General features: G+C 61.4%; 22 protein-coding genes and 1 pseudogene. 11 read left to right on the forward strand and 12 right to left on the reverse strand.

Features of this window, described 5'->3' with window-relative positions; all coding sequences use genetic code 11:
* Window positions 1-14: 14 nt before the first annotated feature.
* Together KQ659_RS04590 and KQ659_RS04595 are read left to right on the forward strand one after the other, a co-directional pair.
* Window positions 15-530 (forward strand): GreA/GreB family elongation factor, encoded by a 516-nt coding sequence (locus tag KQ659_RS04590; protein ID WP_216690102.1) that lies wholly within the window; start codon window positions 15-17, stop codon window positions 528-530.
* Between the two features lie 41 nt (window positions 531-571).
* Entirely contained in the window at window positions 572-1,498 is a 927-nt protein-coding gene (locus KQ659_RS04595; protein ID WP_216690101.1) for a bestrophin family protein, read from the forward strand.
* An 87-nt stretch (window positions 1,499-1,585) separates the two neighbouring features.
* Here KQ659_RS04595 and KQ659_RS04600 read toward each other — a convergent pair whose 3' ends face one another.
* Window positions 1,586-2,515, reverse strand: a complete 930-nt coding sequence (locus tag KQ659_RS04600) for a helix-turn-helix transcriptional regulator (protein WP_216690100.1) — start codon at window positions 2,513-2,515, stop codon at window positions 1,586-1,588.
* A 164-nt stretch (window positions 2,516-2,679) separates the two neighbouring features.
* Here KQ659_RS04600 and KQ659_RS04605 point away from each other — a divergent pair, with 164 nt between their 5' ends.
* From KQ659_RS04605 to KQ659_RS04615, 3 genes are all read left to right on the forward strand, one after another.
* Window positions 2,680-4,209, forward strand: a complete 1,530-nt coding sequence (locus tag KQ659_RS04605; protein WP_216690099.1) for an aldehyde dehydrogenase family protein — start codon at window positions 2,680-2,682, stop codon at window positions 4,207-4,209.
* A gap of 375 nt (window positions 4,210-4,584) precedes the next feature.
* On the forward strand, window positions 4,585-4,767 hold the full coding sequence (locus KQ659_RS04610; RefSeq protein ID WP_216690098.1) for a hypothetical protein: 183 nt from the start codon (window positions 4,585-4,587) through the stop codon (window positions 4,765-4,767).
* 65 nt (window positions 4,768-4,832) lie between these two features.
* Window positions 4,833-5,228 (forward strand): DUF779 domain-containing protein, encoded by a 396-nt coding sequence (locus KQ659_RS04615; protein ID WP_216690097.1) that lies wholly within the window; start codon window positions 4,833-4,835, stop codon window positions 5,226-5,228.
* A 53-nt stretch (window positions 5,229-5,281) separates the two neighbouring features.
* Here KQ659_RS04615 and KQ659_RS04620 read toward each other — a convergent pair whose 3' ends face one another.
* The 6 genes and pseudogenes from KQ659_RS04620 to KQ659_RS04645 all read right to left on the reverse strand — a co-directional run bounded on the left by KQ659_RS04620 (window position 5,282) and on the right by KQ659_RS04645 (window position 11,861).
* Window positions 5,282-7,324 carry a S9 family peptidase gene (locus tag KQ659_RS04620; RefSeq protein ID WP_216690096.1) on the reverse strand — a complete coding sequence of 681 codons (2,043 nt, stop codon included), beginning with the start codon at window positions 7,322-7,324 and terminating at the stop codon, window positions 5,282-5,284.
* Window positions 7,325-7,442: 118 nt separating this feature from the next.
* Window positions 7,443-7,913, reverse strand: a complete 471-nt coding sequence (locus KQ659_RS04625) for a MaoC family dehydratase (protein WP_216690095.1) — start codon at window positions 7,911-7,913, stop codon at window positions 7,443-7,445.
* A gap of 172 nt (window positions 7,914-8,085) precedes the next feature.
* Window positions 8,086-8,664: pseudogene (locus tag KQ659_RS04630) on the reverse strand (DUF4197 domain-containing protein); the annotation flags it as partial.
* A gap of 264 nt (window positions 8,665-8,928) precedes the next feature.
* A complete protein-coding gene (locus tag KQ659_RS04635) occupies window positions 8,929-9,672 on the reverse strand; it encodes an SDR family NAD(P)-dependent oxidoreductase (protein WP_216690094.1) in 744 nt (247 codons plus the stop codon).
* 151 nt (window positions 9,673-9,823) lie between these two features.
* Window positions 9,824-11,143: a family 1 glycosylhydrolase gene (locus tag KQ659_RS04640; protein ID WP_216690093.1), complete on the reverse strand. Its 1,320-nt coding sequence runs from the start codon at window positions 11,141-11,143 to the stop codon at window positions 9,824-9,826.
* Window positions 11,144-11,255: 112 nt separating this feature from the next.
* Window positions 11,256-11,861: a 2,3-bisphosphoglycerate-dependent phosphoglycerate mutase gene (locus KQ659_RS04645; RefSeq protein WP_216690092.1), complete on the reverse strand. Its 606-nt coding sequence runs from the start codon at window positions 11,859-11,861 to the stop codon at window positions 11,256-11,258.
* A gap of 106 nt (window positions 11,862-11,967) precedes the next feature.
* Between KQ659_RS04645 and KQ659_RS04650 the strand changes: the two genes are divergently transcribed.
* The 4 genes from KQ659_RS04650 to KQ659_RS04665 all read left to right on the forward strand — a co-directional run bounded on the left by KQ659_RS04650 (window position 11,968) and on the right by KQ659_RS04665 (window position 15,938).
* Complete coding sequence (locus KQ659_RS04650) at window positions 11,968-12,597, forward strand: bifunctional 4-hydroxy-2-oxoglutarate aldolase/2-dehydro-3-deoxy-phosphogluconate aldolase (protein WP_216690091.1); 630 nt, start codon at window positions 11,968-11,970, stop codon at window positions 12,595-12,597.
* A gap of 120 nt (window positions 12,598-12,717) precedes the next feature.
* Window positions 12,718-13,866 carry a galactonate dehydratase gene (gene dgoD, locus KQ659_RS04655; RefSeq protein ID WP_216690090.1) on the forward strand — a complete coding sequence of 383 codons (1,149 nt, stop codon included), beginning with the start codon at window positions 12,718-12,720 and terminating at the stop codon, window positions 13,864-13,866.
* 199 nt (window positions 13,867-14,065) lie between these two features.
* Window positions 14,066-15,058: a 2-dehydro-3-deoxygalactonokinase gene (locus KQ659_RS04660; protein ID WP_216690089.1), complete on the forward strand. Its 993-nt coding sequence runs from the start codon at window positions 14,066-14,068 to the stop codon at window positions 15,056-15,058.
* Window positions 15,059-15,068: 10 nt separating this feature from the next.
* Complete coding sequence (locus KQ659_RS04665) at window positions 15,069-15,938, forward strand: SMP-30/gluconolactonase/LRE family protein (protein ID WP_216690088.1); 870 nt, start codon at window positions 15,069-15,071, stop codon at window positions 15,936-15,938.
* Window positions 15,939-15,993: 55 nt separating this feature from the next.
* Here the strand turns inward: KQ659_RS04665 and KQ659_RS04670 are convergent, their stop codons facing one another.
* From KQ659_RS04670 to KQ659_RS04680, 3 genes are all read right to left on the reverse strand, one after another.
* A complete protein-coding gene (locus KQ659_RS04670; RefSeq protein ID WP_216690087.1) occupies window positions 15,994-16,884 on the reverse strand; it encodes a penicillin-binding protein 1C in 891 nt (296 codons plus the stop codon).
* A gap of 77 nt (window positions 16,885-16,961) precedes the next feature.
* Complete coding sequence (locus KQ659_RS04675) at window positions 16,962-18,113, reverse strand: transglycosylase domain-containing protein (RefSeq protein WP_216690086.1); 1,152 nt, start codon at window positions 18,111-18,113, stop codon at window positions 16,962-16,964.
* A 30-nt stretch (window positions 18,114-18,143) separates the two neighbouring features.
* Window positions 18,144-18,335, reverse strand: a complete 192-nt coding sequence (locus KQ659_RS04680; RefSeq protein ID WP_216690085.1) for a hypothetical protein — start codon at window positions 18,333-18,335, stop codon at window positions 18,144-18,146.
* Window positions 18,336-18,779: 444 nt separating this feature from the next.
* Between KQ659_RS04680 and KQ659_RS04685 the strand changes: the two genes are divergently transcribed.
* Window positions 18,780-21,512 carry a S8 family serine peptidase gene (locus tag KQ659_RS04685; RefSeq protein ID WP_216690084.1) on the forward strand — a complete coding sequence of 911 codons (2,733 nt, stop codon included), beginning with the start codon at window positions 18,780-18,782 and terminating at the stop codon, window positions 21,510-21,512.
* 784 nt (window positions 21,513-22,296) lie between these two features.
* A complete protein-coding gene (locus KQ659_RS04690; RefSeq protein WP_216690083.1) occupies window positions 22,297-23,373 on the forward strand; it encodes a sodium:calcium antiporter in 1,077 nt (358 codons plus the stop codon).
* A 63-nt stretch (window positions 23,374-23,436) separates the two neighbouring features.
* On the opposite strand, the gene KQ659_RS04695 is transcribed toward KQ659_RS04690, so the two are convergent.
* Together KQ659_RS04695 and KQ659_RS04700 are read right to left on the reverse strand one after the other, a co-directional pair.
* Entirely contained in the window at window positions 23,437-24,075 is a 639-nt protein-coding gene (locus KQ659_RS04695) for an IS630 family transposase (RefSeq protein WP_226929833.1), read from the reverse strand.
* Window positions 24,072-25,091, reverse strand: a complete 1,020-nt coding sequence (locus KQ659_RS04700; RefSeq protein WP_216690081.1) for a helix-turn-helix domain-containing protein — start codon at window positions 25,089-25,091, stop codon at window positions 24,072-24,074. Before KQ659_RS04700 ends, KQ659_RS04695 begins: the two co-directional genes overlap by 4 nt.
* Between the last annotated feature and the right edge of the window lie 53 nt (window positions 25,092-25,144).

A 25,144-nucleotide genomic window follows, 5' to 3' on the forward strand; every position in this document is an offset into this window, starting at 1 on the left:
TGCGTTTGCCCAGCATGAGCCGAGGATTTACCAAGGAAGACGACGCGCAGACGCCGCCCATTATTCCGCCCCGGGCGGCCCTGCCGCCGGGCACGCCCAACTACGTTACGCCCGCCGGCTTGGCGCTGCTCCGCAGTGAGCTGGCTATCCTGGAAGCCGAGCGCACCCAGGCCGAAGCCAACCACGACAACGATACCGACCGCACCCATCGCCTCTCCCTCTACAACGGCCGGCTGGCCCTGCTGCTGGAGCGCATCGGCAGCGCCCGGGTGGTGGAGCCCGCCGGCCAGCCGCCCAAAGAGGTGCGCTTCGGAGCCACGGTCACGCTGCGCACCAGCGGAACCGGAGCGGAGCGCACGCTGGCCATCGTGGGGGTGGACGAAGCCGAGATTGCCAGCGGCAAAGTGGCGTTTGTGGCTCCTATTGCCCGGGCCTTGCAGGGCGCAAGGCTGGGCCAGACTGTGTCCTTTAAGCTGGGACCCAAGGAGGAATTGGTGGAGGTGGCGGACATCCGCTATGCTGATTCGTAATTTTAACTCGTCCGGCCATGTGGCCGGTCTCTAACAGCCTTATGATTATATATAAATCGACCGACTGGTTGGATGCGCTGCGGCATCTGAGCGCTTCTGATGTAATTCGCCAACTGCTGAAACGGGTGTTCTTCGTGGGTATCTATGCCACCGTAATAACGGCTGGTGCCGCCGAATTTGAGCGCCTGAATACGGTTATCGACAAAGAGTTTTTTACTTTCCTGGGCATCATGCTCAGCTTGCTGATGGTCTTCCGGACCAACACGGCGTACGACCGATTTTATGAGGGCCGCCGCGTGTGGGGCGAGCTCGTGAATAACTGCCGCAACTTGGCCGTGCTCGTCAATGCCCGCCTGCCGGCCGATGACATGGCTACCCGTACCTACTTTGCCCGCTTGCTCTCCAATTTCCCCATTGCCCTCGATGGTCACCTGCGCAGAGGCGTGCGCTTCGAGAAGCTGGAAGATGCAACCCCGGGCCACGTCGACCAGCTGCGTGCCATCGACCATGTCCCCAGTCGCATTGCCGCCCTTATTCAGGAGTTTTTCGAGCACCTGCTGCGCCAGGGCGTCATCCTGCCCGAGCACCTTATCACCTTCCAGCGCCACCACGAAACCCTGCTCGACGTGGCCGGCGTCTGCGAGCGCATCAAGGGCACGCCCATTCCGTTCTCCTACAGCTTCTTTATCAAGGGCTTCATTACGGTATTCATCCTGATAATGCCCTTCAACCTGCTGGATACCTACCAGTGGCTCACGGTGCCTATCACCATGTTCGGAGCTTACGCGCTGCTAGGTGTAGAGATGATTGGCGACGAGATTGAAGACCCCTTCGGCAAGGACAGCAACGACTTGCCGCTCACCCAGATTTCCAACCTTATCCGGGCCAACGTGCACGAAATCATGCGGGTAGAGCTGGATAAAGAAGTGCGCGAGCTAGCCGACCTGCCATATAGCGTGGTGTTTTAACTGTACCGTGGACTCTGCGAGTCCGCGCGTGTGGGAGGCGATAGGCCGTTCAACCGCGCGGACTCGCAGAGTCCACGGTACGTTCAGCTATGCTACCAGCTGCTTCTTATACGCCCCCGGCGTCATGCCCTCGTACTTCTTAAACAGCGACTGGAAGTACGACAGGTTATTGAAACCCGCCCGCAGGCACACCTCCGCCACGCTGGCCAGTGGGTGGCGCAGCAGCCGCTTGGCTTCGCCCAGCCGCTCCCGAATAATGTACTCAACCGGCGTAATGCCGAACTCGCGCTTGAAGACCCGGAAGAAGGTGGCCTTGCTCATGCAGGCCAGTGCGCTGAGCTTATCGATGGTCAGGCTCTCCGAAAGATGGTCTTTAATATAGCCCACCACGGCGGCAAAGCGGTGCGTATTAAGGTGCCGGGCATAGTCGTGGAAAATGAGCTGGCGGGCCTGCGTCTGCATCAGGCGCACCAGCAATTCCTGGAGCGTGAAGCCGGCTAGCACGTCCTTATTTACATCAGAAGTGCGCGACACGGCTACCAGGCGGCCCAGCGTGTCGGTCAGTTCGGGGGTGTTGGTGAGGTGGGCGTACTCGGGGCCTTCGATGGCCCAGGGCTGGTGAGATTCGGCCTTGGGATATCGCTCGTTCAGCAAATCGACGGTGTGGCGGATGGTATCGGGCGCGATGGCCACGGCCAGGCATTGGGTGGGCTTGCACAGGCAGGCATCGGGGAAGTCGATTTCCATCAGCTCGTCTTTGTCCACTACCACCGACTCGCCGGGCAGGTAGTCGAAGGCAGCGCGGCCGGGCAGGTGCATTACTTTCCGGCCGCGCAGCATGGTGGTCAGGGCTAGGCCATCGAGGCGCAGGGGCACGCGGTAGGCGGCACGGTGCGTTTCGAACACATTGAGCTCGAACCCTTCCAGGCTATATACTGTCCGGTTTTCGACTAAGTAATGCAGCTGCTCCAGCGCGAGCGGGGCAACGGCGGCAGGCAAATGAACGCGGGCTGGCATAGCGGAAATGGCTGTGGTGAGGGAGTACACACTCCTAATACGGAGATGGCAGAGCAAGTTGCGACAATTTCGGCACTCTTTGCGATAATACCACAACCCGGCCGCTGGTTAAAAGCAGACCTTTACAACATCTCCCGTTCAACTCATTCCCATCCAACAACGTCATGGCTGAAACCTTAGAAGAAACCACCACCTTGGTGGAACGCCCCAAGTTCAAATCGCACTACGACAACTTCATCGGTGGCAAATGGGTGGCTCCGGTGAAAGGCCAGTACTTCGAAAATTCCTCGCCCATCGACGGCAAAGTCTTCACCAAAGTGGCCCGCAGTACCAAGGAAGACATTGACTTAGCCCTCGATGCCGCGCACGAAGCCTTCAAAACCTGGGGCAAAACCTCGGCTACTGAGCGCAGCAACATCCTCAACAAAATTGCCAACCGCATCGAGGAGAACCTGGCCATGCTCGCCGCCGTGGAATGCGTCGAGAATGGCAAGGCCATTCGCGAAACCACCTATGCCGACATGCCGCTGGTCATTGACCACTTCCGGTACTTCGCCAGTGTGATTCGGGCGGAGGAAGGTAGCGCCACCGAGCTGAACAGCACCACGCTGTCGCTCAATATTCAAGAGCCGCTGGGCGTTATTGGTCAGATTATTCCCTGGAACTTCCCGCTGCTGATGGCTACCTGGAAGCTGGCCCCCGCCATTGCCGCCGGCTGCACCGTGGTGATGAAGCCCGCCGAGCAAACCCCCGCCAGCATCATGGTGCTCATGGAACTGATTCAGGACCTGGTGCCTCCGGGCGTGATTAACGTGGTGAACGGTTTCGGCTTGGAAGCCGGCAAGCCGCTGGCCTCGTCGCCGCGCATCAACAAGGCCAGCTTCACGGGCGAGACGACCACCGGCCGCCTCATCATGCAGTATGCCGCCGAAAACCTCATTCCGGTGACGATGGAGCTGGGCGGCAAGTCGCCCAACGTATTCTTCAAGAGCGTGATGGACCACGACGACGACTTCCTCGATAAAGCCATCGAAGGGGCTGTGATGTTTGCCCTGAATCAGGGCGAAATCTGCACCTGCCCATCGCGGATACTTGTGCAGGAGGACATCTACGACGACTTTATTGCCCGCGTAATCGAGCGCGTGAAGGCCATCAAGCTGGGCAACCCGATGGACATGACCACGATGATGGGCGCGCAGGCCTCGAACGACCAGTTCGAGAAAATCCTGAGCTACCTCGAAATCGGCAAGGCCGAAGGTGCCGAAGTGCTGGTGGGCGGCGAGGCCTACTCGCAGGCCGACGGCGCGCTGGGCGAGGGCTACTACATTCAGCCCACCATGTTTCGGGGCCACAACAAGATGCGCATTTTCCAGGAGGAAATCTTCGGCCCGGTGGTGTCCGTCACCACCTTCAAAACGGTGGAAGAAGCCATCGAAATTGCCAACGATACGCTCTACGGCCTCGGGGCCGGCGTGTGGACTCGTGATGCGCATGAGCTGTACGAGGTGCCCCGCGCCATCCAGGCCGGCCGCGTGTGGGTGAACTGCTACCACGACTACCCCGCCGGTGCGCCCTTCGGCGGCTACAAAGCCTCCGGTTTCGGCCGCGAAAACCACAAGATGATGCTGGCCCACTACCGCCAGAACAAGAACATGCTCATCAGCTACAGCGAGAAGGCGCTGGGCTTTTTCTAGCGCAGTGCGGTAAGCGTTAGCTGGCACCGCAGGGCCGTAAAATGAAAAACAGAACGTCATGCTGAGCTTGCCGAAGCATCTCTACCGCGCCCCCGGGGCCGGTAAAGCTGCGGAAAGAAGCCCGGCATGACGTTCTATTTTAAGCAGCCACCCGTGTCGCTACGCATCTTTTGCCTTGGAACTGCGTCTTCACTAGCAGTACTAAGCACCACGACCATGAAAAGCCTTTTGCTAAGTTCTGTCCTGCTGTGCGGTTTCTCATCTCAGGCACAGATACTACCGGTTCCGGGAGCCAAAAATCCGGATTGGAAGCTGTAAAAAACAGAATCCCGGCCCAACGTTGAGCCATCGGATATCCAACCCGGTATTGACCGCATGCCCAATGCTGCCCAGCGCAGCATTGCCCGCGCCGACAACCGCCACCAATGGTGGGATGGTACCCGCCAGCTCGCTTACGAGTGGCTGAGCCGCCCCGGCTCCTGCACCATAGCTCCTGATAAGTCAGTCGCGGTGCGTGAGGAGCGGACCGGCAATACGTACATTTTTCGCCGTCGCTAGAGCAGTTCCGGCAATCATTTTTGGCTGGCCTGATTATACGGCAAGCTAAAGCTTACCTCACAACTATGCCCACCCCCCGCGTCCTCGTCACCGCCGCCGCCGAAGCCACCATCGACCTGCTCCGCGACGAGCACGGCCCGCTCATGTTCCACCAGAGCGGCGGGTGCTGCGACGGCTCCTCGCCCATGTGCTTTGCCAAGGGCGAGTTTCGGGTGGGCGGCAACGATACCTGGCTGGGCCGCATCTACGGCTGCGACTTTTTTATGAGCGCCAGCCAGTTCGAGTATTGGAAACACACCCAGCTCACGGTGGATGTAGTGAAGGGCCGGGGCGCCAGCTTCTCGCTGGAAATCCCGCTGGGCGTGCGGTTTCTGATTCGCTCGCGGCTATTTACCGAGGACGAGGAAAAGGATATGGCCCCGGTATTTGCCGGTGATGAATACCCGGAAATGGCGGTGTAAACGTCAGCGGCTGTCATGCTGAACGCAGTGAAGCATGACAGCCGCTACTCGTTCTACTTCACGTTCGTCTTCGTCACCAACTGCACCGTTTTGGGGTCAACCGTGATTTCCTCCAGGCGCTTGGCCACGGCGGGGCTCATACTTTCCTGGTAGCGGCCGTGCAAGTGGCCGGCCAGAAACTTCTCGGAGGCTGCAAACATGGCCATGTTGTTCACGGGGCGGGCGAAGCCGTGGCCTTCGTCGGGGGCCAGCAGGTACTGCACGGGGTAGTTGCGGTCGCGCAGGGCTACCACAATCTGGTCGGCCTCGGCCTTGTTCACGCGGGGGTCGTTGGCGCCCTGCACCACCATGAGCGGGGTTTTGATTTTATTGGCCGAGCCCAGCGGCGACATGCGGTCGAGAGCCGCCCGGCCTTCGGCAGTGCCGGGGTCGGCCATGCGGGCGTACATCTGCTTGCGGCCGGCCTCCCAGTAGGGCGGAATGGCGTTGAGCAGCGTGGTGAGGTTGGATGGGGCCACGATGGCCACGGCGGCGCTGTACAAATCGGGGGTGAAGGCCACGCCAGCCAGCGTGGCATAGCCGCCATACGAGCCGCCCATGATGCCCACGCGCTTGGGGTCGGCAATGCCCTGTGCCACCAGGTACTTCACGCCCCAGGTCAGGTCGTCCTGCATTTTGCGGCCCCACTCGCCATTGCCGGCGTTCAGAAATTGCTTGCCGTAGCCGGTGCTGGCCCGGAAGTTGGGTGAGAGCACGGCGTAGCCCCGGTTGGCCAGAAACTGGGCCATGGTGTTGAAGCCGTAGACATCGCGCCCCCAGGGCCCGCCGTGGGGCAGAATGATGACGGGCAGGTTTTGGGCCGCCACGCCCTTGGGCAGGGTCAGGTAAGCCGGAATTTCGAGGCCGTCCGACGACTTGTAGCGCACCACTTTCATGTCGGCCAGGTCGGCGGGGTGCAGCTTGGGACGGGTTTCGTACTGCTTGCTGAGCTGCTTGGTCTGGCGGTCAAATAAGTAGGACACGCTGGGCTGGGTGGCCGAGCTGGCCGCGAGCAGCCACAGCCGCTCGTCGGTGGTGTGCGATATGGGCTGCACATCCAGGCCCGGCAGCCGCCGGCTTACGGCGGCAAAATCCTGCTCAAAGCTCTTGTCCTTCCATACGCGGCGCATCCGGTCGTCCTCGAAGCTTACGTACACTGGCTCATGCGTTTTTTCCGAGATAGTGAGGCCGCCCACGTCCACGCGTTTCAGCGGGTCGGTCTGGTAGGGCTGTTCCTGGCCGGTAGCGGGGTCGAGGAGCACGATTTCGGCCAGGTTGCGCGAGCCTTTATTGGTGGCCAGGTATACGTGCTGGTTGTCTTTGGCGAAGCCTTCCACGGCGCTCTGTTCGTCAATCGTGGTCTTGTAGAAGGGCGTCATTTGCTCGTCTTCCACGCGCAGCCACTCGGTGCTGCCGTCGGGGTTCGAGCGGGCCGCCAGGCGCAGCTGGTCGTTCCAGTCGAACACCCAGTCGCCGATGCGGTCGTTGTTCTGGCGCATCAGGGTTTTCTCGCCGGTGGTCAGGTTCAGCTTGTAGAGGTCGTGCCAGGCCTTGTCGCGGTCATTCAGGCCGATATACAAGGTATTGGGGTCGGTGAGGGGTGCGTTGACAATCTGCACCCGCACGCCCTTCAGGCCGGTGAGGTCGCGGGCGGTGGGCACGGCCTGGCCAGCGGGCAGGGCCTCCGCCGGGTTCACAGCGTAGATGTTGAAATTCTCGTCGCCGGCTTTGTCCTGGCTGTAAAGCAGGTACTTGCCGTTGCGGCTCCAGAAGTAGCTGCGCACCGGGCGAGCCTGGTCGTTGGTCATGGGTCGGGCCTTGTCGAAGGGCTCGTTCAGGCCTTTCACCCAGATGTTGCGGGTGCCGTTGTAGGGCCGGATGAAGGACAGAAACTTGCCGTCGGGCGAGAGTTGCGCCCCCGAAATTTCGGGGTCACCGAACAGCAGCTCGCGGTCGATGAGCGGGGGCTGGCTGCCCGTTTTGGCGGTTTGGGCCACGCTGTCTTGCGGAGTGGCCAAAGCCAGCAGCAGGCCCAAACCCAAAAGGAGATGTTTCATAAGCATTCGCAGAAAAAGATGAATATTTCGACCAATTTAACCAAAAAAATGACCGGACAGCGTGAGCTGCCCGGTCATTCCTGCCTGTCGCCTAAATAAGCGCAGGTATTCTATATTTCTATTGCTCCTGAAAGTGGTATAGGAACGTAATTACGCCGGTATACGCCGGCTTTTTCACGCCCTCAATTTCCAGCGAAACTTCGATGCGGGTTTTGGCAATGCCGCGCAGGTTGGCCACCGACAGCAGCTTGGCGTGCAGGCGCACGGTGCTGTTCACGGTCACGGCCTGGTTGAAGCGCAGGCTTTCAATTTCGTAATTCACTTGCATTTTCAGGTTCTCGATGGTCACAATTTGCTGCCACAAGTAGGGCAGCAGCGCTACCGTGAGATAGCCGTGGGCAATGGTGGCCTTAAAGGGCGACTCTACCGCAGCGCGCTCGGCATCGGTATGAATCCACTGAAAATCGAGTGTGGCGGCGGCAAACTGGTCGATTTGGGCCTGCGTGATGGTGTGGTATTCGGACACGCCCAGCTCCTGGCTGGTATGCGCTTCGAGTTCGGCAAGACTGCCAATGGTAAGGATGGACATAAAAGAAAAGTGGCGAATGATTACGGATAAAGGGCCGTAAACATACGCCACTGGTTTGGTTCCCCGGTCTGACCGCCCTAGGCGGTCAGACCGGTTGAAGAGGGAACGAAATCGTGTTACAACAACCGGTCTGACCGCCTAGGGCGGTCAGACCGGGGCGTACCAGCCTCGCCTAGCTGCGGCCGCCAAACACGCGGCGCAGGAGCTCAGTAGTGCGGGCCACGGGATTTTCGCGGATGTTAGCTTCTTCCTGGGCGATGAGCGTGAACAGGCCATCCACGGCTTTGCCGGTGGCGTACTGGTTCAAATCGGGCTCCACTTTCTGTACCAGGGGCAGCTGGTTGTAGCTGCCGGCCAGCTGGGTGTAGTAGCGCGTGGCTCCCACCTGGTCGAGGCTTTTCTGCATGATGGGCGAGAAAGCCGAAACCAGCTGCGTCGAGGTGGTGCGCTTCAGGAACTGCGTGGCGGCGTCCTTCTGGCCGGTCAGGATATTCCAGACGTCGGAAAACGTGAGGCTTTTGATGGCCGAGATGAAAATGGGCTTGGCGCTTTTGGCCGCGTCCTCCGCGCCCCGGTTCAGGCTCAGCTCGAACTTATCGACCTGGCTGCCCAGGCCAATGCTGCGCAGCGTGGTGGCCACGCGCTGGGTATCGGGTGGGAAAGGAATACGGATGAGGCGGTTGAGGTAGAAGCCATCGGTCTGGGAGGCTTGGTCGGCCCCTTTGCTGATGCCTTGCAGCAGCGCCTCCTTGAGGCCATTGGCCTCAAGGAGGCGCTGCTGAGGCCGGCAATGCTGCTGCTGCCCGTGGAGCTGGTGGTGCCCGAGGTGCTGCCCGGCAGTTTGATGCCCCCGGGCAGCTTGATGCCGCCCAGATTGGGCAGGCGGAACTGGGCCGAAGCATTGAGAGAACTAACCGAAAGCAGCAGCAGGGCCGCGAGAGTGAAGGTTTTCATAGGAGGAGCGCCACTGCGGAACAGCCCGGCAATGGGCGCAGTACAAGGGCCGTGCCGGATGCTAAAGCCGGTTGAGCCGGCCGCCGTCTACGCGCACTTCGGCTCCCTGCACAAAGACGGCATCATCCGAAGCGAGGTAGGCGATGATGGCGGCCACGTCTTCGGGCTTGCCCACGTCGGTTTTGTCAATGATTTCGACGCCGGATTTTACGTTCGGATTCTCCCAGAGCATGGGCGTGTCGATGGCGCCGGGCAGCACGACGTTGGTGCGGATGCCCTTCGGCTTGCCTTCGAGAGCCGACGAGCGGGTGAGCGACAGCATGGCCGCCTTCGCCGCCGCATAAGGGGCCACCAGCGGACTGGTTTCGATGGCGTGAATGCTGGACACGTTCACAATGCTGCCGCCGGGCTTCATGTGCAGAAAAGCCTGCTTGGTGAAGTAGAACGCGCCCAGCAAGTCCACGTTCAGAATGCGCAGCCAATCGTCGCCGGTCAGCTCCTCCAGGGCTTTGAACTGCATGAGGCCGGCGTTGTTCACCACCGCATCGAGGCGGCCGAACCGGGCCAACGTAGCGGCCACGGTGGCTTCTACCTGGGCCTCCACGGCCACGTTGCAGAGGCTGGCCAGCACCTCGGGCGCGCCGGCGGCCTGCACCTCGGGCACGGCGGCATCGAGGTTGGCCTGGTTGTAATCGGCGAGTACCACGCGGGCCCCTTCGGAGGCGAAACGCCGGGCCGTGGCCAGGCCGATGCCGCTGGCACCGCCGGTAATGAGAACGACTTTATCCTGGAAGCGAAGAGGCATGGGGAAGGGGGGGAAGGAGGAGATTTAGGAAAGAAGAACGTCATGCAGAGCGCAGCGAAGCATCTTGCCAGAGGCAGTAATTCAATCCTCGCACTCGCATTGATTGGTGACTGCGGGCAAGATGCTTCGCTATGCTCTGCATGACAGTATTTTACGCGGAATCAGTAGTAGTGGGATTGGCCGGTTTGGTGGAGCTATCGGCGGTGTCGGCTTTCGCGTTGGCTTTTTGCTCCCGGGCCCAGGCGGCGTTGCTGGCCTGGGGCATCACGATGGGCACTTGCAGGCACACGCTTTGGGCAGGCAGCACCTGGCGCCAGTCGGCGATGAGGTGCTTGTAGGCCGTGCCCACGGGCCGGATGTTGCGGTCGAGGTCGTAGAGACCCACGGGGTTCAGGCGGCCGTTGTTTTCGCGCAGGGCGGTGTCCCAGTCCACCTGGTCGGTGAGGGAGTACCAGGTGAAGCCCACCATGGGCACGCCGTCGTTGCGCACGCGCAGCACGTTGGCCCACTCTTTCCAGAGCCAGTTCACGGCCTCGTCGCCGTTGGGACCCTGCCAGATGTTGGTTTCGGTGTGCATCACGGGCAGGCGGTAGCGGTCGTGGTACTGTGTGGTGATGACGTGGTAGCCAAAAATCTCGCCCGAGGCGCGGGTGCTGCCATCGGCCGCCACGCGGTGCTCGTTGGTGTGGTAGTAGTCGTTGCCCATTATGCAATGGTGCTTCATCTTGTTTTTCAGGAAGAAGTGATACTCTTCGCGGGTCATGCCGTTGTCCGTCAGGAATTCGTACATGCTCGAATTCACGCGGCGGCCGTAGTTCAAATCCAGCGACAGAAACCGCTCGGAGTTCATGGTTTCGGCCGGGCCGATGGCGGCCGGATTTTCGGCGTGGAAATATTCCGACGACTCGCTCTGGATGAAAATAGCATCGGGTCGCGCTTCTAATATGGCGCTCATAGCCAGTACGTTGGCCTTCACGATGTATTTAAGGGCCGTCACGAAGGACTTATCGCCGGTCAGCTGCTCGTTCCACCAGCCGTAGCGGGCCGAAAACACGGCGCAGATGTACATCTCGTTCACCGGCGTGTAGAGCTGCACCCACGGAAACCGCTGGGCAAACGCTTTGGCATACTGCGCAAACAGCACCGGAAAATCGGGGTTCTGGAAGTTGCCAATCCAGTCGGGCACGCCGAAATGGCACAGGTCCACGATGGGCGAGATGTTGCGCCGCAACAGGTCCTGAAACGTCACATCGGCAAAGCTCCAGTCGTACTTGCCCGGCCCCAGAAACGTGGTGTGAATGGGCGGCCCATAGCGCAGGAACTTGATGCCCAGCTCATCGACGAGGTCGAAATCCTTCTGCCAGAGCTTGTAGTGGTTGCATTTTTCCAGCTCATCCACGCGGTGCCGGCCGTTCTGGATGGTGGGGTTGCTGTTTTCGATGCCGGTGGCGAAAAGGAACTGAGGAACCATGAGCGAAGGAAAGGTGATGGCTGGCCGCCGAGGTGGGCAACCCGGTCTGTATCCACCGGTTTACTCCTTTCGCCGGTTCACGTTACGTTCAGGGGCACTGCGGCCGGCGCGGCTACAGTAGCCGCCGCTCCACAATCTTCAGCTGCGCATCGAACGCATACACGCAGATGCCGCCCGTCACAATTTCCAGCGATTCAACTTCCTCCGGCGTGAGGTGCTCTAGGTACATGCGCAGCCCGCGCAAGGTGTTGCCGTGCGATACCACCAGAATATCCTGGCCGGCGCGCAGCTTCGGGGCAATCTCGGCCTCAAAGTATTTCACGGCCCGGGCCTGGGTTTGCTGCAGGCTTTCGCCGCCGGGCGGGGGCACGGCGTAGCTGCGCCGCCAGCTATCAATTTGGGCCTGGCCGTATTTCAGGGCTGTTTCGGCTTTGTTGAGGCCCTGCAAATCGCCGTACATGCGTTCCCGCAGGGCCCCGGCGTGGTGCACCGGAATGGTGGCCCAGGCCGGCCGCGCCACAATGATGTCGAGCGTGCGCTCGGCCCGAATCAGGTCGGAGCTGTAGGCCGCGTCGAAGTGGTAGCCGCGCAGCTTGTCGGCCACGGTGTGGGCCTCGGCCTCGCCGGTGGGGCTGAGGGGCACGTCGAGCCAGCCGGTGAAGACATTGGCCAGGTTGGAAGTCGATTCGCCGTGCCGGACGAGCACCAGGTTGGCCATGGGGGAGGGGGAAAAGGACGAGCCGCCGGCCGCCGGGCCTAACCTGCGTTCGTGGTTCTACGTTGCCAGGAAGGCGCAATGATGCGCGCCCCGTTCTGAAGTCTGCATGAACCCACTGGCCCACATTCTCGAACACAAGGTAATCGCCATTGTGCGCGGAGCCGACCCCCGGAGCCTGCTGCGCATTGCCCGGGCCCTGCACGCCGGTGGCGTGCGCCTGATGGAAGTGACGCTGAACTCGCCCGGCGCGCTGGCTTCGATTGAGGAAGTTGCCGGGGCGATGGAAGGCAAGGTGCTGGTGGGTGCCGGTACCGTGCTCGACCCCGAAACGGCCCGCGCCGCCCTGCTGGCCGGGGCGAAATACATCATCTCGCCCACCCTCAACAAAAAAACCATTCGCCTGACCAAGCGCTACGGGGCCGTGAGCATCCCCGGGGCCTACACCGCCACCGAGATTCTGAAGGCCTACGAATACGGCGGCGACATCATCAAAGTGTTTCCAGCCTCGGCCAGCGGCGCGGGCTATTTTAAAGATATTGCCGGGCCGCTGCCCTTCATTCCGCTCATGCCCACGGGCGGCGTTTCGCTGGATAATATCAAAGGATTTAAAGAAGCCGGGGCAGTAGCCTTCGGCCTGGGCAGCGCGCTGGTTGATACCCGGCAGGCCGTGACGGAGGAGTACCTGACGCAGCTCACGGAGCGGGCGCGGCAGTTTGTGGCGGCGGTGGCGGGGTAGAGCGATGAGGACGCTCGTCATGCAGAGCGCAGCGAACCGAAGGTCGGCGTAGCCAAGCATCGGTTCGCTGCGCTCTGCATGACGACCTTTCCCCGTTCAAATATTCCTATCCGACACCCCATGAAAATCACCCGCTTCGAACTCTTTCAGGTGCCGCCGCGCTGGCTGTTCCTCAAAATTGAAACCGATACCGGCTTCGTGGGCTGGGGCGAGCCCGTGATTGAGGGCAAGGCGGCCACCGTGGCCGCTGCCGTAACCGAGCTGATGTCAACCCTAATCGGCAAAGACCCGCTTCACATCGAAGACCATTGGCAGGTGATGTACCGGGGCGGCTTCTACCGGGGCGGGCCCATTCTGATGTCGGCCATCGCGGGTATCGACCAGGCGCTGTGGGACATCAAGGGCAAGTACCACGATGCGCCGATTTACCAATTGCTGGGCGGCCCGGTGCGCGACAAAATGCGCGTTTACTCTTGGATTGGCGGCGACCGGCCCGAGCACGTAGGCGCGGCGGCCGTCGACATGGTGGCCAAGGGATTCACCGCCATTAAGATGAACGCCACCGACGAAATGGCCTACGTCGATTCCTACGTGAAGATTGACGCCGTGCTGGCCCGCGTGGCGGCCGTGCGGGCGGCGGGCGGGCCGGGGCTGGGCATCGGCATCGATTTCCACGGTCGGGTGCACAAAACCATGGCCAAGGTGCTGGCCCACGAGCTGGAAATCTATCGGCCCATGTTCATCGAGGAGCCCGTGCTGCCGCAGAACAACGAGGCTCTGCGCGAGATTGCCCGGCATACCAGCATTCCCATCGCCACCGGCGAGCGCATGTTTTCGCGCTGGGATTTCAAGCAGTTGCTCATCGATGGCTACGTCGATATCATTCAGCCCGATGTATCGCACGCCGGCGGCATCACCGAGTGCAAAAAAATCATCGGCATGGCCGAAGCCTTCGATGTGGCCGCCGCGCCGCACTGCCCGTTGGGGCCGATTGCGCTGGCCGCCTGCTTGCAAGTGGATGCCTCGTGCCACAATGCTTTCATTCAGGAGCAGAGCCTGGGCATTCACTACAACAAGGAGAATGATTTGCTTGATTACCTGGTTGATAAGTCAGTATTTGACTACGAGGCCGGGCATTGCCGCATTCCCGGTGGGCCGGGGCTCGGCATTGAAATCAACGAGGAATACGTGCGCCGCCGCGCCGCCATTGGCCACAACTGGCACAATCCCATCTGGCGAAATGAGGATGGGAGCGTGGCAGAATGGTAGCACATCACTCCCCTCCTCAGCTGAGGAGGGGACGCTGCCGCGAAGCGGCAGCTGGGGTGGTTGACCTCGTTGAACGACCCCCAAACGACCCCCGCACGATGCGGTCGCGAGCCGTTCAACGAAGCAATCACCCCCGTTTCAGCTTCGCTGAAACATCCCCTCCTCGGCTGAGGAGGGGAGTACTGTTCAATCCTCAGCTATGAACCCCATTACCACCTTCCTCAGCTGCGACTGGGGCACTACTTCCTTCCGCCTGCGGCTGGTGGAGCGCGAAACCCGGAAAATTCTGGCCGGAGCAAGCTCGAAGGAGGGCAACGCGGCCACGGCCGGGCGCTGGCAACAGGCCGGGCAGCCGCCGGAGCAGCGCGTGGCGTTTTACCTGACCATCGTGCGGCGGCACATTCAGCAGATGGCAGCGGCGGCCCAAACCACGCTGGCGGGCGTGCCCGTGGTGATTTCGGGCATGGCTTCGTCCACCATCGGCATGGCGGAGCTGCCGTACAAGCCGCTGCCCTTCGCGGTGGATGGCTCGGATTTGCTCACCCAAACCATTGCTCCGACGGTCGATTTTCCGCATCCCGTTTTGTTGATTTCGGGCGTGCGGAGCGCCGATGATGTAATGCGCGGCGAGGAGGTGCAGTTGGTGGGCTGCGGGTTTGAAAATACGCCCGAGGAGCAGCTTTTCCTGCATCCCGGCACCCACGCCAAGCACGTAACGGTGCAACACGGCCAGGCCACCGCCCTGAAAACCTACATGACCGGGGAGCTTTTCGCGCTGCTTGCTACCCAAAGCATCCTGGCGGCCTCGGTGGAAGCAGAGGGGATGCTCGCCGAAGGCCGGCATCAGCAGTGGTTTGCCCGGGGCGTGCTGGAAGGCCAGCAGGTCAACCTGCTGCACAACGCTTTTATGGTGCGTACCAACGACTTATTCAGCCAGAATAGCAAGTCTGAAAACTACTTCTACCTGAGCGGCCTGCTCATTGGCAGCGAGTGCCACGAGCTGCTGGCCCACCGCCCGGCCCGCATCGTGCTGGCCGGCGAGCCCGTGCTGGTGGACCTCTATGGCGCGGCCCTGCGCGTGCTGGGTATTGCCCACAAGTGCCCGGTAACCACCAAAACTGCCGAAGAAGTGACCCTGAACGGCCAGCTGGCCGTGTTGAAGCAGCACCTTGCCACCTTGCCTACCGCGTAAATAACCCGTTATGCAGGCCGAATCCATTCTTCATGCGCAGGCAGCTTTGGGCGAAGGAGCCATCTGGAATCCGGAAACGGCCGAGTTGTATTGGGTTGATATCGAGGGTCGGGCGCTGCACGTTTTCGACCCCGCCACGGGCCACGACCGGCCTTACCCCGTGGGCAGGCGCATTGGCACGGTGGTGCCCCGGTGCAGTGGCCGCGCCCTGGTGGCCCTGCAAACCGGCATTCACGAAATCGACCTGGCCACCGGCCTGCTCACCCGCCTCGCCCACCCCCTGACGGACGAGCATCTACGCTTCAATGATGGCAAGTGCGACCCGGCGGGCCGCCTCTGGGTGGGCACGTTCGATATGCTGCTGCGCCCGCACGCCGGCACCCTCTACCGCTTCGACCCCGATGGCAGCACGCACGTCATGCTGCCCCGCATCACCAACTCCAACGGCATCGCGTGGTCATCGGACCGCACCACAATGTACTACATCGACACGCCCACGCTCGCCGTGCAGGCGTTCGACTACGACAATGCCACCGGCAGCATTGCCAACTCGCGCGTCGTCGTCCGTTTCGCCGAGGCCGAGGGCTGGCCCGATGGCATGACCATCGACGCGGAAGGTAAGCTCTGGGTGGCGCTGTGGGGCGGCGGGCGCGTGCAGCGCTACGACCCTGGCACGGGGGCATTGCTGCAGGTAGTGGCGGTGCCCGCGCCGTTCACTTCGTCGTGCGCTTTCGGCGGGTCGGGGCTGGAAACGCTGTTCATCACCTCGGCGCGGGGCGGCCTCACACCGCAGCAAGCGGCGACGTTTCCGCTCAGTGGCGACGTTTTTGCGGTGCGGCCCGGCGTGGCGGGCGTGCCGGCCTGCTTTTTTGGAGAGTAGCGCGGACTTTTAGTCCGCGAGTGATTTGCTTGAATCCGCGGACTAAAAGTCCGCGCTACAACTCCTGCACTTCCAACTTGATGTCGACATTGCGGCCGTGGTCGTCGGCGCAGGAGATTTTGACGGTCCCGCTGGGCGGACGGAAAAAGACCCGCTCGGTGGCCGACGCGGCCCGCAGAAACTGGTCGTTCACGTACCAGAAAACCTGGCGCACCTCGCTGCCCGCTGCACAGCTGAGCAGCATTTGCTGCTGCTCGTGGCGGTCGAGCACGTACTCGGCATGGTCGAGCGGGGAGGTGATGACCAGGGCCGCGCCCGCGCCGCCGTCGGTGTTGTGCACGAGGCGGCAGGCGGGGTTGTGCGGCGGCAGGCGGCTGGCGGGCAACCCCTGCGCCTCCCGGAACGCCAATACTTCGGGCAGCGGGTTTAGGAATAACTGCCGCCGGAAACCGGCCGCCGGCACGCAGGCCCGGCAGTAGGCAATCGTGCCATCGGCCGATACCAAGGCTTTTTTCTGGTGCTCGCAGCGCCGGGCCGACGAGGTGCCGGGCAGGTAGTAGTCGATGAGCTGGTTGGGGCAATGCTCGCCCGGTACGAGGCCCGTTTCGGCGCAGACGAGGCGACAATCGAGGGTGGCGGGCGGCACGGCCCAGTTGTTGGGCGAGTTGTAGGCGAGCGTGTTGAAGAGGTCAAAGAGCAGGGGCGAGGCCACATCGGCTCCGGTGAGGGCCGGGCTGCCCTGCCCGCTGAAGTTGCCCACCCACACGCCGATGGTGTAGTCCTGATTGTAGCCAATGCTCCAGGTATCGCGGCGGCCGTAGCTGGTGCCGGTTTTCCAGGCGATTTTGGGCAGGTGGCGGCTGTTCTGGTAGCCCATCGGGAGGTCGGGTCGGGTGCGCTGGGCCAGAATGTCGGTGATGAGGAAGGCGGCGGCGGGGCTTATCAATGAAGAATTAGGAATGAAGAATGAGAAATTTCGGGCGTGAGGCCGCGTGCCTGACGTAGAGGAAAGTCGCTTCGGCGTCAATTCCTCATTCTTAATTCTTCATTAAGCACCAGCTTCAGTGGTGCATACCGCCCGCCATCGGCCAGCGCCGCGTACAGCCCGGTAAGCTCTTCCAGCGTGGCCCCGCAGCCGCCCAGAATGGTGCTCAACCCTAGTTGCGGGGCCGCTCTTGCCACACTTTTGAACCCGGCCGCCCGCAGCTTATCCATGAAAACGGGCACGCCGACTTCGAATAGCACGCGCACGGCCGGGATGTTGAGCGAGTAGGTGAGGGCCCGCTCCACAGTCACTTCGCCGGCGTAGCTCTTGTCGAAGTTCTCGGGGCGGAAGCCGCTGAAGTTGGTGGGCACGTCGGGCAGCTTCAGTTTCGGTGTCACGATGCCCCTATCCAGCGCCAGCGCATACAAAAAGGGCTTCAGCGTGCTGCCCGGCGAGCGGATGGCCCGCACGCCATCGACCTGCCCGCTGCTGGCGGCATCGGCAAAGTCGGCCGAGCCCACGTAGGCTTCCACGGCGCGGGTGCGGTTGCTCACCACCACCACGGCGGCCTGCGAAATGCCCAGCTCGCGCAGGCGGCGCACGTAGTTTTTGGTCAGGTCCTCGGCTTTGGCCTGGGGGTTGCGCCGCAGCATGGAGTGGATGATGGGCCGGCCGGGAAACTGCGTCACCAGCCGCCGCGCCAGGTGCGGGGTCAGCGTGGGCGCGGTGCGGCGCTGCGCATCCAGCGGTTCGTTGATGGCATCCTCAATATCCTGATTCGGAAACAGATGCTGCTGCCGTAACTGTCGTGGCCAGCGGTTACGGTCGGCCAGAATCCGGTCGTTGTTCTTGCCCAGCACCAGCACGCGGGGCTGATTCGGGATAATGGCCAGCGTCACGGTTTGGGCCAGGGAGAGGTAATCGGGTGGCTGTTGGAAGTAGAGCAGCGCGGCCGATTTCACGTCTTCAATATTGCCACCGTAGGGCACCAGGTTGAGGTAGAGCTGTAGGATTTCAGCCTTGCTGTAATGGGCTTCCAACTGCGTGGCGCGTAGCATTTTTAGTAGCTTATTGCCGAAGGTGCGCTCCTTGGGTTCCAGCAGTCGGGCCACCTGCGTGGTGATGGTGCTGGCTCCGGTGGTGCGGCCGGATTTGAAAATATTGCGCCCGGCCGCCTGCAGTATCGCCACGGGATTCACGCCGAAATGGTAGCGGAAATATCAGTCTTCCTTGTTGATAATGTCCTGCTGCAATGTCGGCGTTATCTCCGCTAATTCGGTTTTTATCCGCCACTTCTGGGTGGGGTTCAGGTAGGCGTGGAGGACGCTGCCATCGGCCGCCAGCACAATCGGAGAGTAGCGCGGCGCGGGCGGCGCGGGGAAAAGGCGGTCAATGGCGAAGAGCAGGAGCAACGCCCCCGCAAGCCCCCAAAGTAGTCGTATGCTCTGCCGCCGAATCATGACGAAAGATAGCGGAAACCCTAAGCAAACCCAGGATACTACTCCGGTTGCCATAAGCGGGATGCCCTGCCCGGGCCGTTTCGCCAAACGCCGTACTTAGGTTGCTCGCAATCGTAATGGCGAAAATGTAATTTTCAATTAAAATGGTGTTATTATACGGTACTGGCAACTATTTATTGATTACTAAAAAGTATTTTCAATAAAATGAATAAAAGTTAAAAAAATAATCATTCAGGGTAAATCCGCCGGAAATAGTGTCTCGTAAGTATTGTCGTAGCAGTCAGGAATACTAGCAACGCCCTTGCGCTGGGCCCGGCGCAACAATTGGGTTGCTGCATATCCTTGCCCGACTGCCGCAATACTTCACCAACCTACTCGCTATTTCCACACGTTTACATGAAAAACAAAATTCTCCTTACCCTGCTCGTGGCAGGGATTAATGGCGCAGCGTTTGGCCAGGCCATCGTCGACCCGGAGCTGCGGACGGCCTTTGCTACCAGCCCGATTGCCCAGGTAGTCGTGACCTTCAATGGAAGCGGGGCACCCCAGGCTTCGCAGCTGCTGGCCCTGCAGCAGTTGGGCATCACGCGCGGCATTACCATGCAGGCGCTGCCTATTGCCGGGATTGTGGCTACGGCCGCGCAGGTCGATGCCCTGGCCGCCAACCCGGCCGTGCGCTCGCTGTTCATCAATAAGCAGCTTGACTACGAAAACTACGACGATACCAACCTGACCGGCGTGAAGCGCCTGCGCCTCGACCAGCAAATCACGGCCCGCAACAACGGGACGCCGGTTTCGGGTCGCGGCATTGGGGTGCTCATCAACGACAGCGGCGTAGATGGCACGCACGATGACATCAAGCTCGGCACTCACTTGGTGCAGAATACGCTGGGCTCTACCAACCTCAACTCGGTGAATGCCATGCTACCCGTGACTTACGTGGAAGGCGTGCCGAACACTGACAACAACTCAGGCCACGGCACGCACTGTGCGGGCACGGTAGGCGGCAACGGCTCGCGGTCGGGTGGCAAATACGAGGGCGTGGCCCCCGGGGCTTCGCTGCTTGGCTACGGCTCGGGCGGTGCGCTGCTCGTGCTCGATGCCATTGGCGGCTTCGACTATGCCCTGACGCACCAGTTTCAGTACAATATCCGGGTTATCAGCAACTCCTTTGGCTCGTCGGGCACCTTTAACCCCAGCGACCCACTGAACGTGGCCACCAAGCGCTGCTACGACCGCAACATGGTGGTGGTGTTTGCCGCCGGCAACTCCGGTCCCGGTGCCGATACGCACAACCCCTACGCCATTGCGCCCTGGACCATTTCGGTGGCCGCCGGCGACAAGAATGGCTTGCTCGCCAGCTTTTCCTCGCGTGGGGTGAAGGGCCAGAGCGGCACGTTTCAGGTAGATGGCCAGACCTGGACCTATAAGAACGAGCCCGTGATTACGGCCCCCGGCGTTGATGTGGTGTCGACCCGCACGCAGGGCCCGATACCACTGCTGGGTGCCCAGACGGATGCCGCCGTGCTCACGCCGGCCGAGCTGCCTTTCTACACGGTGCTGAGCGGCACTTCGATGGCCACGCCCCACACGGCTGGTGTCATTGCCCTTATTCTGGAAGCTAAGCCGTCAATGTCCCCCGCCCAGGTGAAGGAGCTGCTGCAGAAAACCGCCACCAATATGCCCGGCCGCGAGTCGTGGGAAGTAGGCGCGGGCTATGTGAATGCCTATGCTGCGGTGGACCGCGCTTTCCGGGGTACCAACTTCGGCGCTACCGTCAACAGCACCCGCACTTTCAGCAGCAGCGTGAACTCGCTGGCCGCAGTGAGCAACTTCACCGTAAAGTATAACCCCGCTACCACGGCCTCGAACCAGTTCACCTTCAGCGTGCCCAGCGGTGTAAACAGCCTGGAGGCCAGCATCAATACCTACGGAGTAATGGGCCAGACTGGCAATACGGTCAACCTGATTGTGCTCGACCCCACCGGCAAGCAGTACCGCTCGGGCATTCCCGTAGAGTTTACCCTCACGCCTGGCCGGAGCGTAGCCGTGGCCTCGCCCATGGCCGGCACCTGGACACTGAAAGTAGATGGCTTGGACGGCGTGGCGGCTCCCGAGGACATCGATGGGAAGATTACCATGCAAACCCCCGCTGGCACCACCAACCTGAGCGACATCGCCGGTAACCCCGCCGAAGCTTCCATCATCATGGCCGTGACCAACCGCCTCGTTGATGGCCTCTCGAACGGCTTCAAGCCCAGCCAGCCCCTCACCCGTCTGCAGCTGGCCGACTATCTGCTGATGGGCCAGGGCGTGCGCCAGTACCAGCCCACCGATGGCTCGCGCACGTTCAGCGATGTATCGTCGGACACTGACATTCTCCTGACTGAGTCGGTAGCCGCCCGTGGCGCTGCCATCCGCGACCGGTACCAGCAGTTCAACGGCGTGATGGTGCCCACCGCCAACGGTTCGTTTGCTCCCAATGGCCAGGTGAGCCGCGCTTCGCTGGCCTACTCGCTGGTGCAGGCCCTGGGCTTCCAGACGCAGGCCCTGGCCCGCAATGGCAAGGCTGTAACGGTGAACTACAACGGTGCTAAGGTGGCCGTTGATGATGCCGCCAACATTCCCGCCGGCCTGGAAGGCTACGTGAGCATTGCCTTGGAGCTCAACCTCATCAATGCCTACTTCTCGGTAACGCAGGGCCCTTACGACCTGCAGCCGGTGGTGCACGCTACCTTCAATCCCACGCAGTCGGTAACGCGGGGTGAGTTTGCGGTTATCGTCACCCGCACGTTCCCGCAGTACAATGCTGTTACCCAGCCTGCTGCTGCCGCTCGCGGTACTTCGGGCACCAGCACCAGCATGGCCGTTCTGACCCCCGAAACTGCTGCTTACCCCAATCCCTTCACTGGAACTACCACCATCAGCTACTACTTGGCCCAGCAAGGCCCGGTGAGCGTGGATGTGTATAACACGTTGGGTGCCAAAGTGAAAATGCTGGTAGTTGATACCCAGGATGTCGGCTACCACGAAGTGAAATTTGATGGCCGCGACATGGCCCGCGGTACCTACCTGTTCAAGGTAAAAACCAGCGAGTCGGTTTCGATCAAGCGCTTGGTGCTGCAATAAGCAGCAACATGGCTAACCGCTAAAAAAGGCGGCCTGCTCTCCGGAGCAGGCCGCCTTTTTTTGTGTTCTGGCGGGCACAACTGGCTAGCACTGGCGCGAGTTTAGCGCAGCGTAACTCGTGCCGGCCATGCGGGCGAGGCTGCGCCTCGCATCAGAACAAGTTGCCTAAACGGTACCGTTGGCGCAGTGCCGCATTGCCGCTGGCGCGGCACGGGAGGCACAGCCTCCCGGCCATGACTGGCGCGAGTTACGCTGCGCTAAACTCGCGCCAGTGCTAGCGCAAAACCTCCGACCCGGGCGCGCACCTGCGTAATTTTCCTGGCCAGCACCTTGTTTGACAGAGCGATACCTATGCAGAAGGCCAAGTGACAGCTTTAACGTTCGTTTTCGCTACTCCCGCTCGATAGCCTTGAGAAGCGAGAAAGACTATTCTTTTTCGGGGCTCTTACGGCCCATTAGCACCTTATGGGGTAGCATAAGAGTTGGAACAGAAAGTATCGGTACGGGAAACCTGAACGGGTGGGCGTCGCAAAAAACGGACGTCTTAAGGGGCTCCAAGCGATTTTGTGCCATGACTAGCCTTTGACTTTCCGACTCGTTTCTTTTGCTCATCTCGTGCCTCAATGCCTCTTTTTGCACTCCTATACCGGCTTCAATAAGACCAGAAGGCCCCTTTTCAGAAGTTCAAGGGGCCTACCGATACTTTCTGTTCCAACTCTTGTTACCCCTACAGTAGAAGCACTGGCCCGCCGAGCTGGCGCGGGCGCTCACTAATCTCTCAACTATGTTCGCGCATTTATCCCTGCCCTTGTTGCTGCTGGCTTTCGTAGCGGCGGGCGTGGCCGTCTGGATAGCGGGTATTTACCTTTCCAATACGACCGACGTGCTTTCGTCACGCTTTGGTCTGGGGCAGGCGCTGGGCGGCTTGCTGCTGCTGGCTATCGTCACCAATTTGCCCGAGCTGGCCATTACTGTGAGCGCCGCGCTGGGCGGCCATTTGGACATCGCCACCGGCAATATTCTCGGCGGCATTGCCATCCAGACGGTGGTGCTGGTGTTGCTCGACGTATTTGGGCTGGGCCGGCAGGACGCGCTCACGTACCGGGCCGCCTCGCTGGTGCTTGTGCTCGAAGGCCTGCTCGTGCTAGCAGTGCTGGCCGTGGCCGTGCTCGGCAGCCAGCTGCCCGATACGGCTATCGTGGCACGGGTGCCACCCGCGGCCCTGCTCATTTTCGGGCTGTGGGTAGCGGGCTTGTGGCTGGTTGGCAAAGCGCGGAAAGACTTGCCCTGGCAAGCCCTGGGCACTGCCCCGCCCGGCGGCCGGCCGGAACCGAAAGGGACTGCGAAGCCTAAAAAAGATGAAAAGGCCCAGCAGAAACCGGGGAGTACCACCCAGACCATCCTGGTTTTTGTGGCGGCCGCCGGGGTGACGCTGGTTGCGGGGGTCGTGTTGGAGAGCAGCGGCGACGCCATCGCCGGGCACCTGGGCATGAGCGGCGTGCTGTTTGGCTCGACCGTGCTGGCCGCGGCCACTTCGCTGCCGGAGGTGTCTACCGGGCTGGCCTCCATCAGGCTCGGCGACTACCAGCTAGCCGTCAGCGACATCTTTGGCGGCAATGCCTTTCTGCCGGTGCTGTTTCTGCTGGCCAGCGTGATTTCGGGCCAGGCAGTGTTGCCCCACGCCGGCAAAACAGACCTCTATCTGACCGGTTTAGGCATGCTGCTCACTTGCGTGTACCTCTTTGGCTTACTCTTCCGCCCGCGCCGGCAGGTGGCAGGCATGGGCCTCGATTCGCTGCTGGTACTCGTGTTCTACGCGCTCGGCGTAGTGGGGCTGATTGTTATCAGTGGCCACCACTAAGCAGCGGCAGTACGTTTACCAAGACTGGCCTTGGTTAAAAGTTTGGTCCAAAAGTTATACTCGTCACGAATTACTTTGCGAATCCAGGACGTGAAATTTGAGCCGCATACAGGACGCGAGTTCGGGGCCAAACTCGTCGAGTCGGTCAAAGAAATCGAGGACGGCGGTTTTAAACTGGCCCTTGGTGCGGTAAAAGGCGGTGTTGATGATTTTCTGGCGCAGAAACTTCCAGAGGCGTTCAATCAGGTTCAGGTTGGGCGAATACGGCGGCAAGAAGACCTGCACGAGGCGCTTATCGGTCAGCCAGGCGTTGAGGGCCTTATTTTGGTAGTAGCGGGCGTTGGCGCAGATAACGTGTACCGGGCCTTGCGGGTGGGCGGCGAGCCGTTTCTCGTAGAGCCGCTGGGTGCTTTGGGCATTGACGCAGTCGGTTTCGTCGAGGTGGACCTGGGTGGGGCAGTGGGCGTTGCGGGCGGCGTTGCGGTTGACCCGCTCGCGGCCGCTGACGGTGAGCAAGGGGCGCTCCTTGCCGGTTTCGGTCCAGACGTGGGTGGCGCGCGTGTTGTGGGTGGGGTGGGCCGCGTCAGCGAAATAGACCACCGCGTCCCCGGCGGCGGCCGCTTCCAGCAGCGGGGCCAGCGTGTCGGTGAGGAAGGCCGTTTGGGCCGCCGCGTCGGCTTGGCAGGGCACGGCCGTGGTCAATTTATAGGAAAATGCGACAAAGCATTTGGGCCCAGCCGGTGCAGCACGTCCGTCAGGCCCGAAACCGAGTAACGGACCCCGTAAGTAGCGGCCAACCAGTCGGCAATGGCCCGGCAGTCGGTGTACAACTGCTGGCCCAGTTCCCGGCACAAGCCCGCCAGTTGGGCGCTGGTGAGCAAGCCCCAATAGCCCGGCTGCTCGGCCCGCAGGTAGCCCGCCAGGCCGTGCAACTGGTAGGTCTGAGCGTAGCGGTACACGCTGCTCACGTCCACCCCTAGCGCCTGGGCCACCCTCGCCGCGGCGTGCCCTTGGTCGAGCATGAGCAGCACCGTAACCGGGACGTACCCCGCCTGGCCCCGGCAGGCACGCTGCGCCTGCTGTAATAAGACGCGCTCCGAATCAGGTAAGGTCAATCCCACGAGGTAATGCGAACCCTTTTTTCTCTCTTTTAACTTCGCGACGAGTATAGCTGTGGTGAACAGGTTAATCCGGTCGTCGCGCACGTCCAGATAATCGGGCGTGGCAGCATCCTTCGCCCAGCTTAGCTCGCGCAGGGGGCCGATGCGCGGGTTCTCGATTTCTAGGCCGGCCGGGAGCAAGTCGTTGATGGCGAAGTTCTTGACCTGGCCGGCTGATTCGGCGGCTTCGAGGGTGATTTTTACGACCACCAAATCGTTCTGGCGGAAGACGGGGGCGCCCAGCGGCACGCCGTCGCGGTTCAGGAACTGGCGGCGGACTTTGAGGTAGCTGTCTTCCTCGTGTACCTGGCCGCTGGCGGAGATGCCTTCAGTTTCCCAGTAGTAGTAGAGGCTGCCGCGGCCGGCGGTGCGGATGCTGACGTTGCGGTTGGCCACGTTGCGCAGGGTGAGGTCTTTGCCATCGAAATTCCCTGCCGGTTTACCGTCAATAAACAGGCTGGCGGTGGTGGTGCTGCGGGCGTTTTGGCGGGCTATTTTGCCGAGGGCCAGCAGGGCAAAGGCGCGCTCCTGGGTGCTGAGCCAGCCGGCCGCTTTCATCTGGCGGCTGAGCTGGCGGGCGATGCCGGGGATTTGCGGGTTGTTGGGGTCGG

Origin of the sequence: Hymenobacter siberiensis (assembly GCF_018967865.2) — a bacterium.
GTDB classification, from domain to species: domain Bacteria; phylum Bacteroidota; class Bacteroidia; order Cytophagales; family Hymenobacteraceae; genus Hymenobacter; species Hymenobacter siberiensis.

Coding starts and splice junctions, on each gene's coding strand:
- KQ659_RS04590 (WP_216690102.1), top strand. CDS start 15: ATGAGCCGAGGATTTACCAAGGAAGACGACGCGCAGACGCCGCCCATT.
- KQ659_RS04595 (WP_216690101.1), top strand. CDS start 572: ATGATTATATATAAATCGACCGACTGGTTGGATGCGCTGCGGCATCTG.
- KQ659_RS04600 (WP_216690100.1), bottom strand. CDS start 2,515: ATGCCAGCCCGCGTTCATTTGCCTGCCGCCGTTGCCCCGCTCGCGCTG.
- KQ659_RS04605 (WP_216690099.1), top strand. CDS start 2,680: ATGGCTGAAACCTTAGAAGAAACCACCACCTTGGTGGAACGCCCCAAG.
- KQ659_RS04610 (WP_216690098.1), top strand. CDS start 4,585: ATGCCCAATGCTGCCCAGCGCAGCATTGCCCGCGCCGACAACCGCCAC.
- KQ659_RS04615 (WP_216690097.1), top strand. CDS start 4,833: ATGCCCACCCCCCGCGTCCTCGTCACCGCCGCCGCCGAAGCCACCATC.
- KQ659_RS04620 (WP_216690096.1), bottom strand. CDS start 7,324: ATGAAACATCTCCTTTTGGGTTTGGGCCTGCTGCTGGCTTTGGCCACT.
- KQ659_RS04625 (WP_216690095.1), bottom strand. CDS start 7,913: ATGTCCATCCTTACCATTGGCAGTCTTGCCGAACTCGAAGCGCATACC.
- KQ659_RS04635 (WP_216690094.1), bottom strand. CDS start 9,672: ATGCCTCTTCGCTTCCAGGATAAAGTCGTTCTCATTACCGGCGGTGCC.
- KQ659_RS04640 (WP_216690093.1), bottom strand. CDS start 11,143: ATGGTTCCTCAGTTCCTTTTCGCCACCGGCATCGAAAACAGCAACCCC.
- KQ659_RS04645 (WP_216690092.1), bottom strand. CDS start 11,861: ATGGCCAACCTGGTGCTCGTCCGGCACGGCGAATCGACTTCCAACCTG.
- KQ659_RS04650 (WP_216690091.1), top strand. CDS start 11,968: ATGAACCCACTGGCCCACATTCTCGAACACAAGGTAATCGCCATTGTG.
- dgoD (WP_216690090.1), top strand. CDS start 12,718: ATGAAAATCACCCGCTTCGAACTCTTTCAGGTGCCGCCGCGCTGGCTG.
- KQ659_RS04660 (WP_216690089.1), top strand. CDS start 14,066: ATGAACCCCATTACCACCTTCCTCAGCTGCGACTGGGGCACTACTTCC.
- KQ659_RS04665 (WP_216690088.1), top strand. CDS start 15,069: ATGCAGGCCGAATCCATTCTTCATGCGCAGGCAGCTTTGGGCGAAGGA.
- KQ659_RS04685 (WP_216690084.1), top strand. CDS start 18,780: ATGAAAAACAAAATTCTCCTTACCCTGCTCGTGGCAGGGATTAATGGC.
- KQ659_RS04690 (WP_216690083.1), top strand. CDS start 22,297: ATGTTCGCGCATTTATCCCTGCCCTTGTTGCTGCTGGCTTTCGTAGCG.
- KQ659_RS04700 (WP_216690081.1), bottom strand. CDS start 25,091: ATGAAAGCGGCCGGCTGGCTCAGCACCCAGGAGCGCGCCTTTGCCCTG.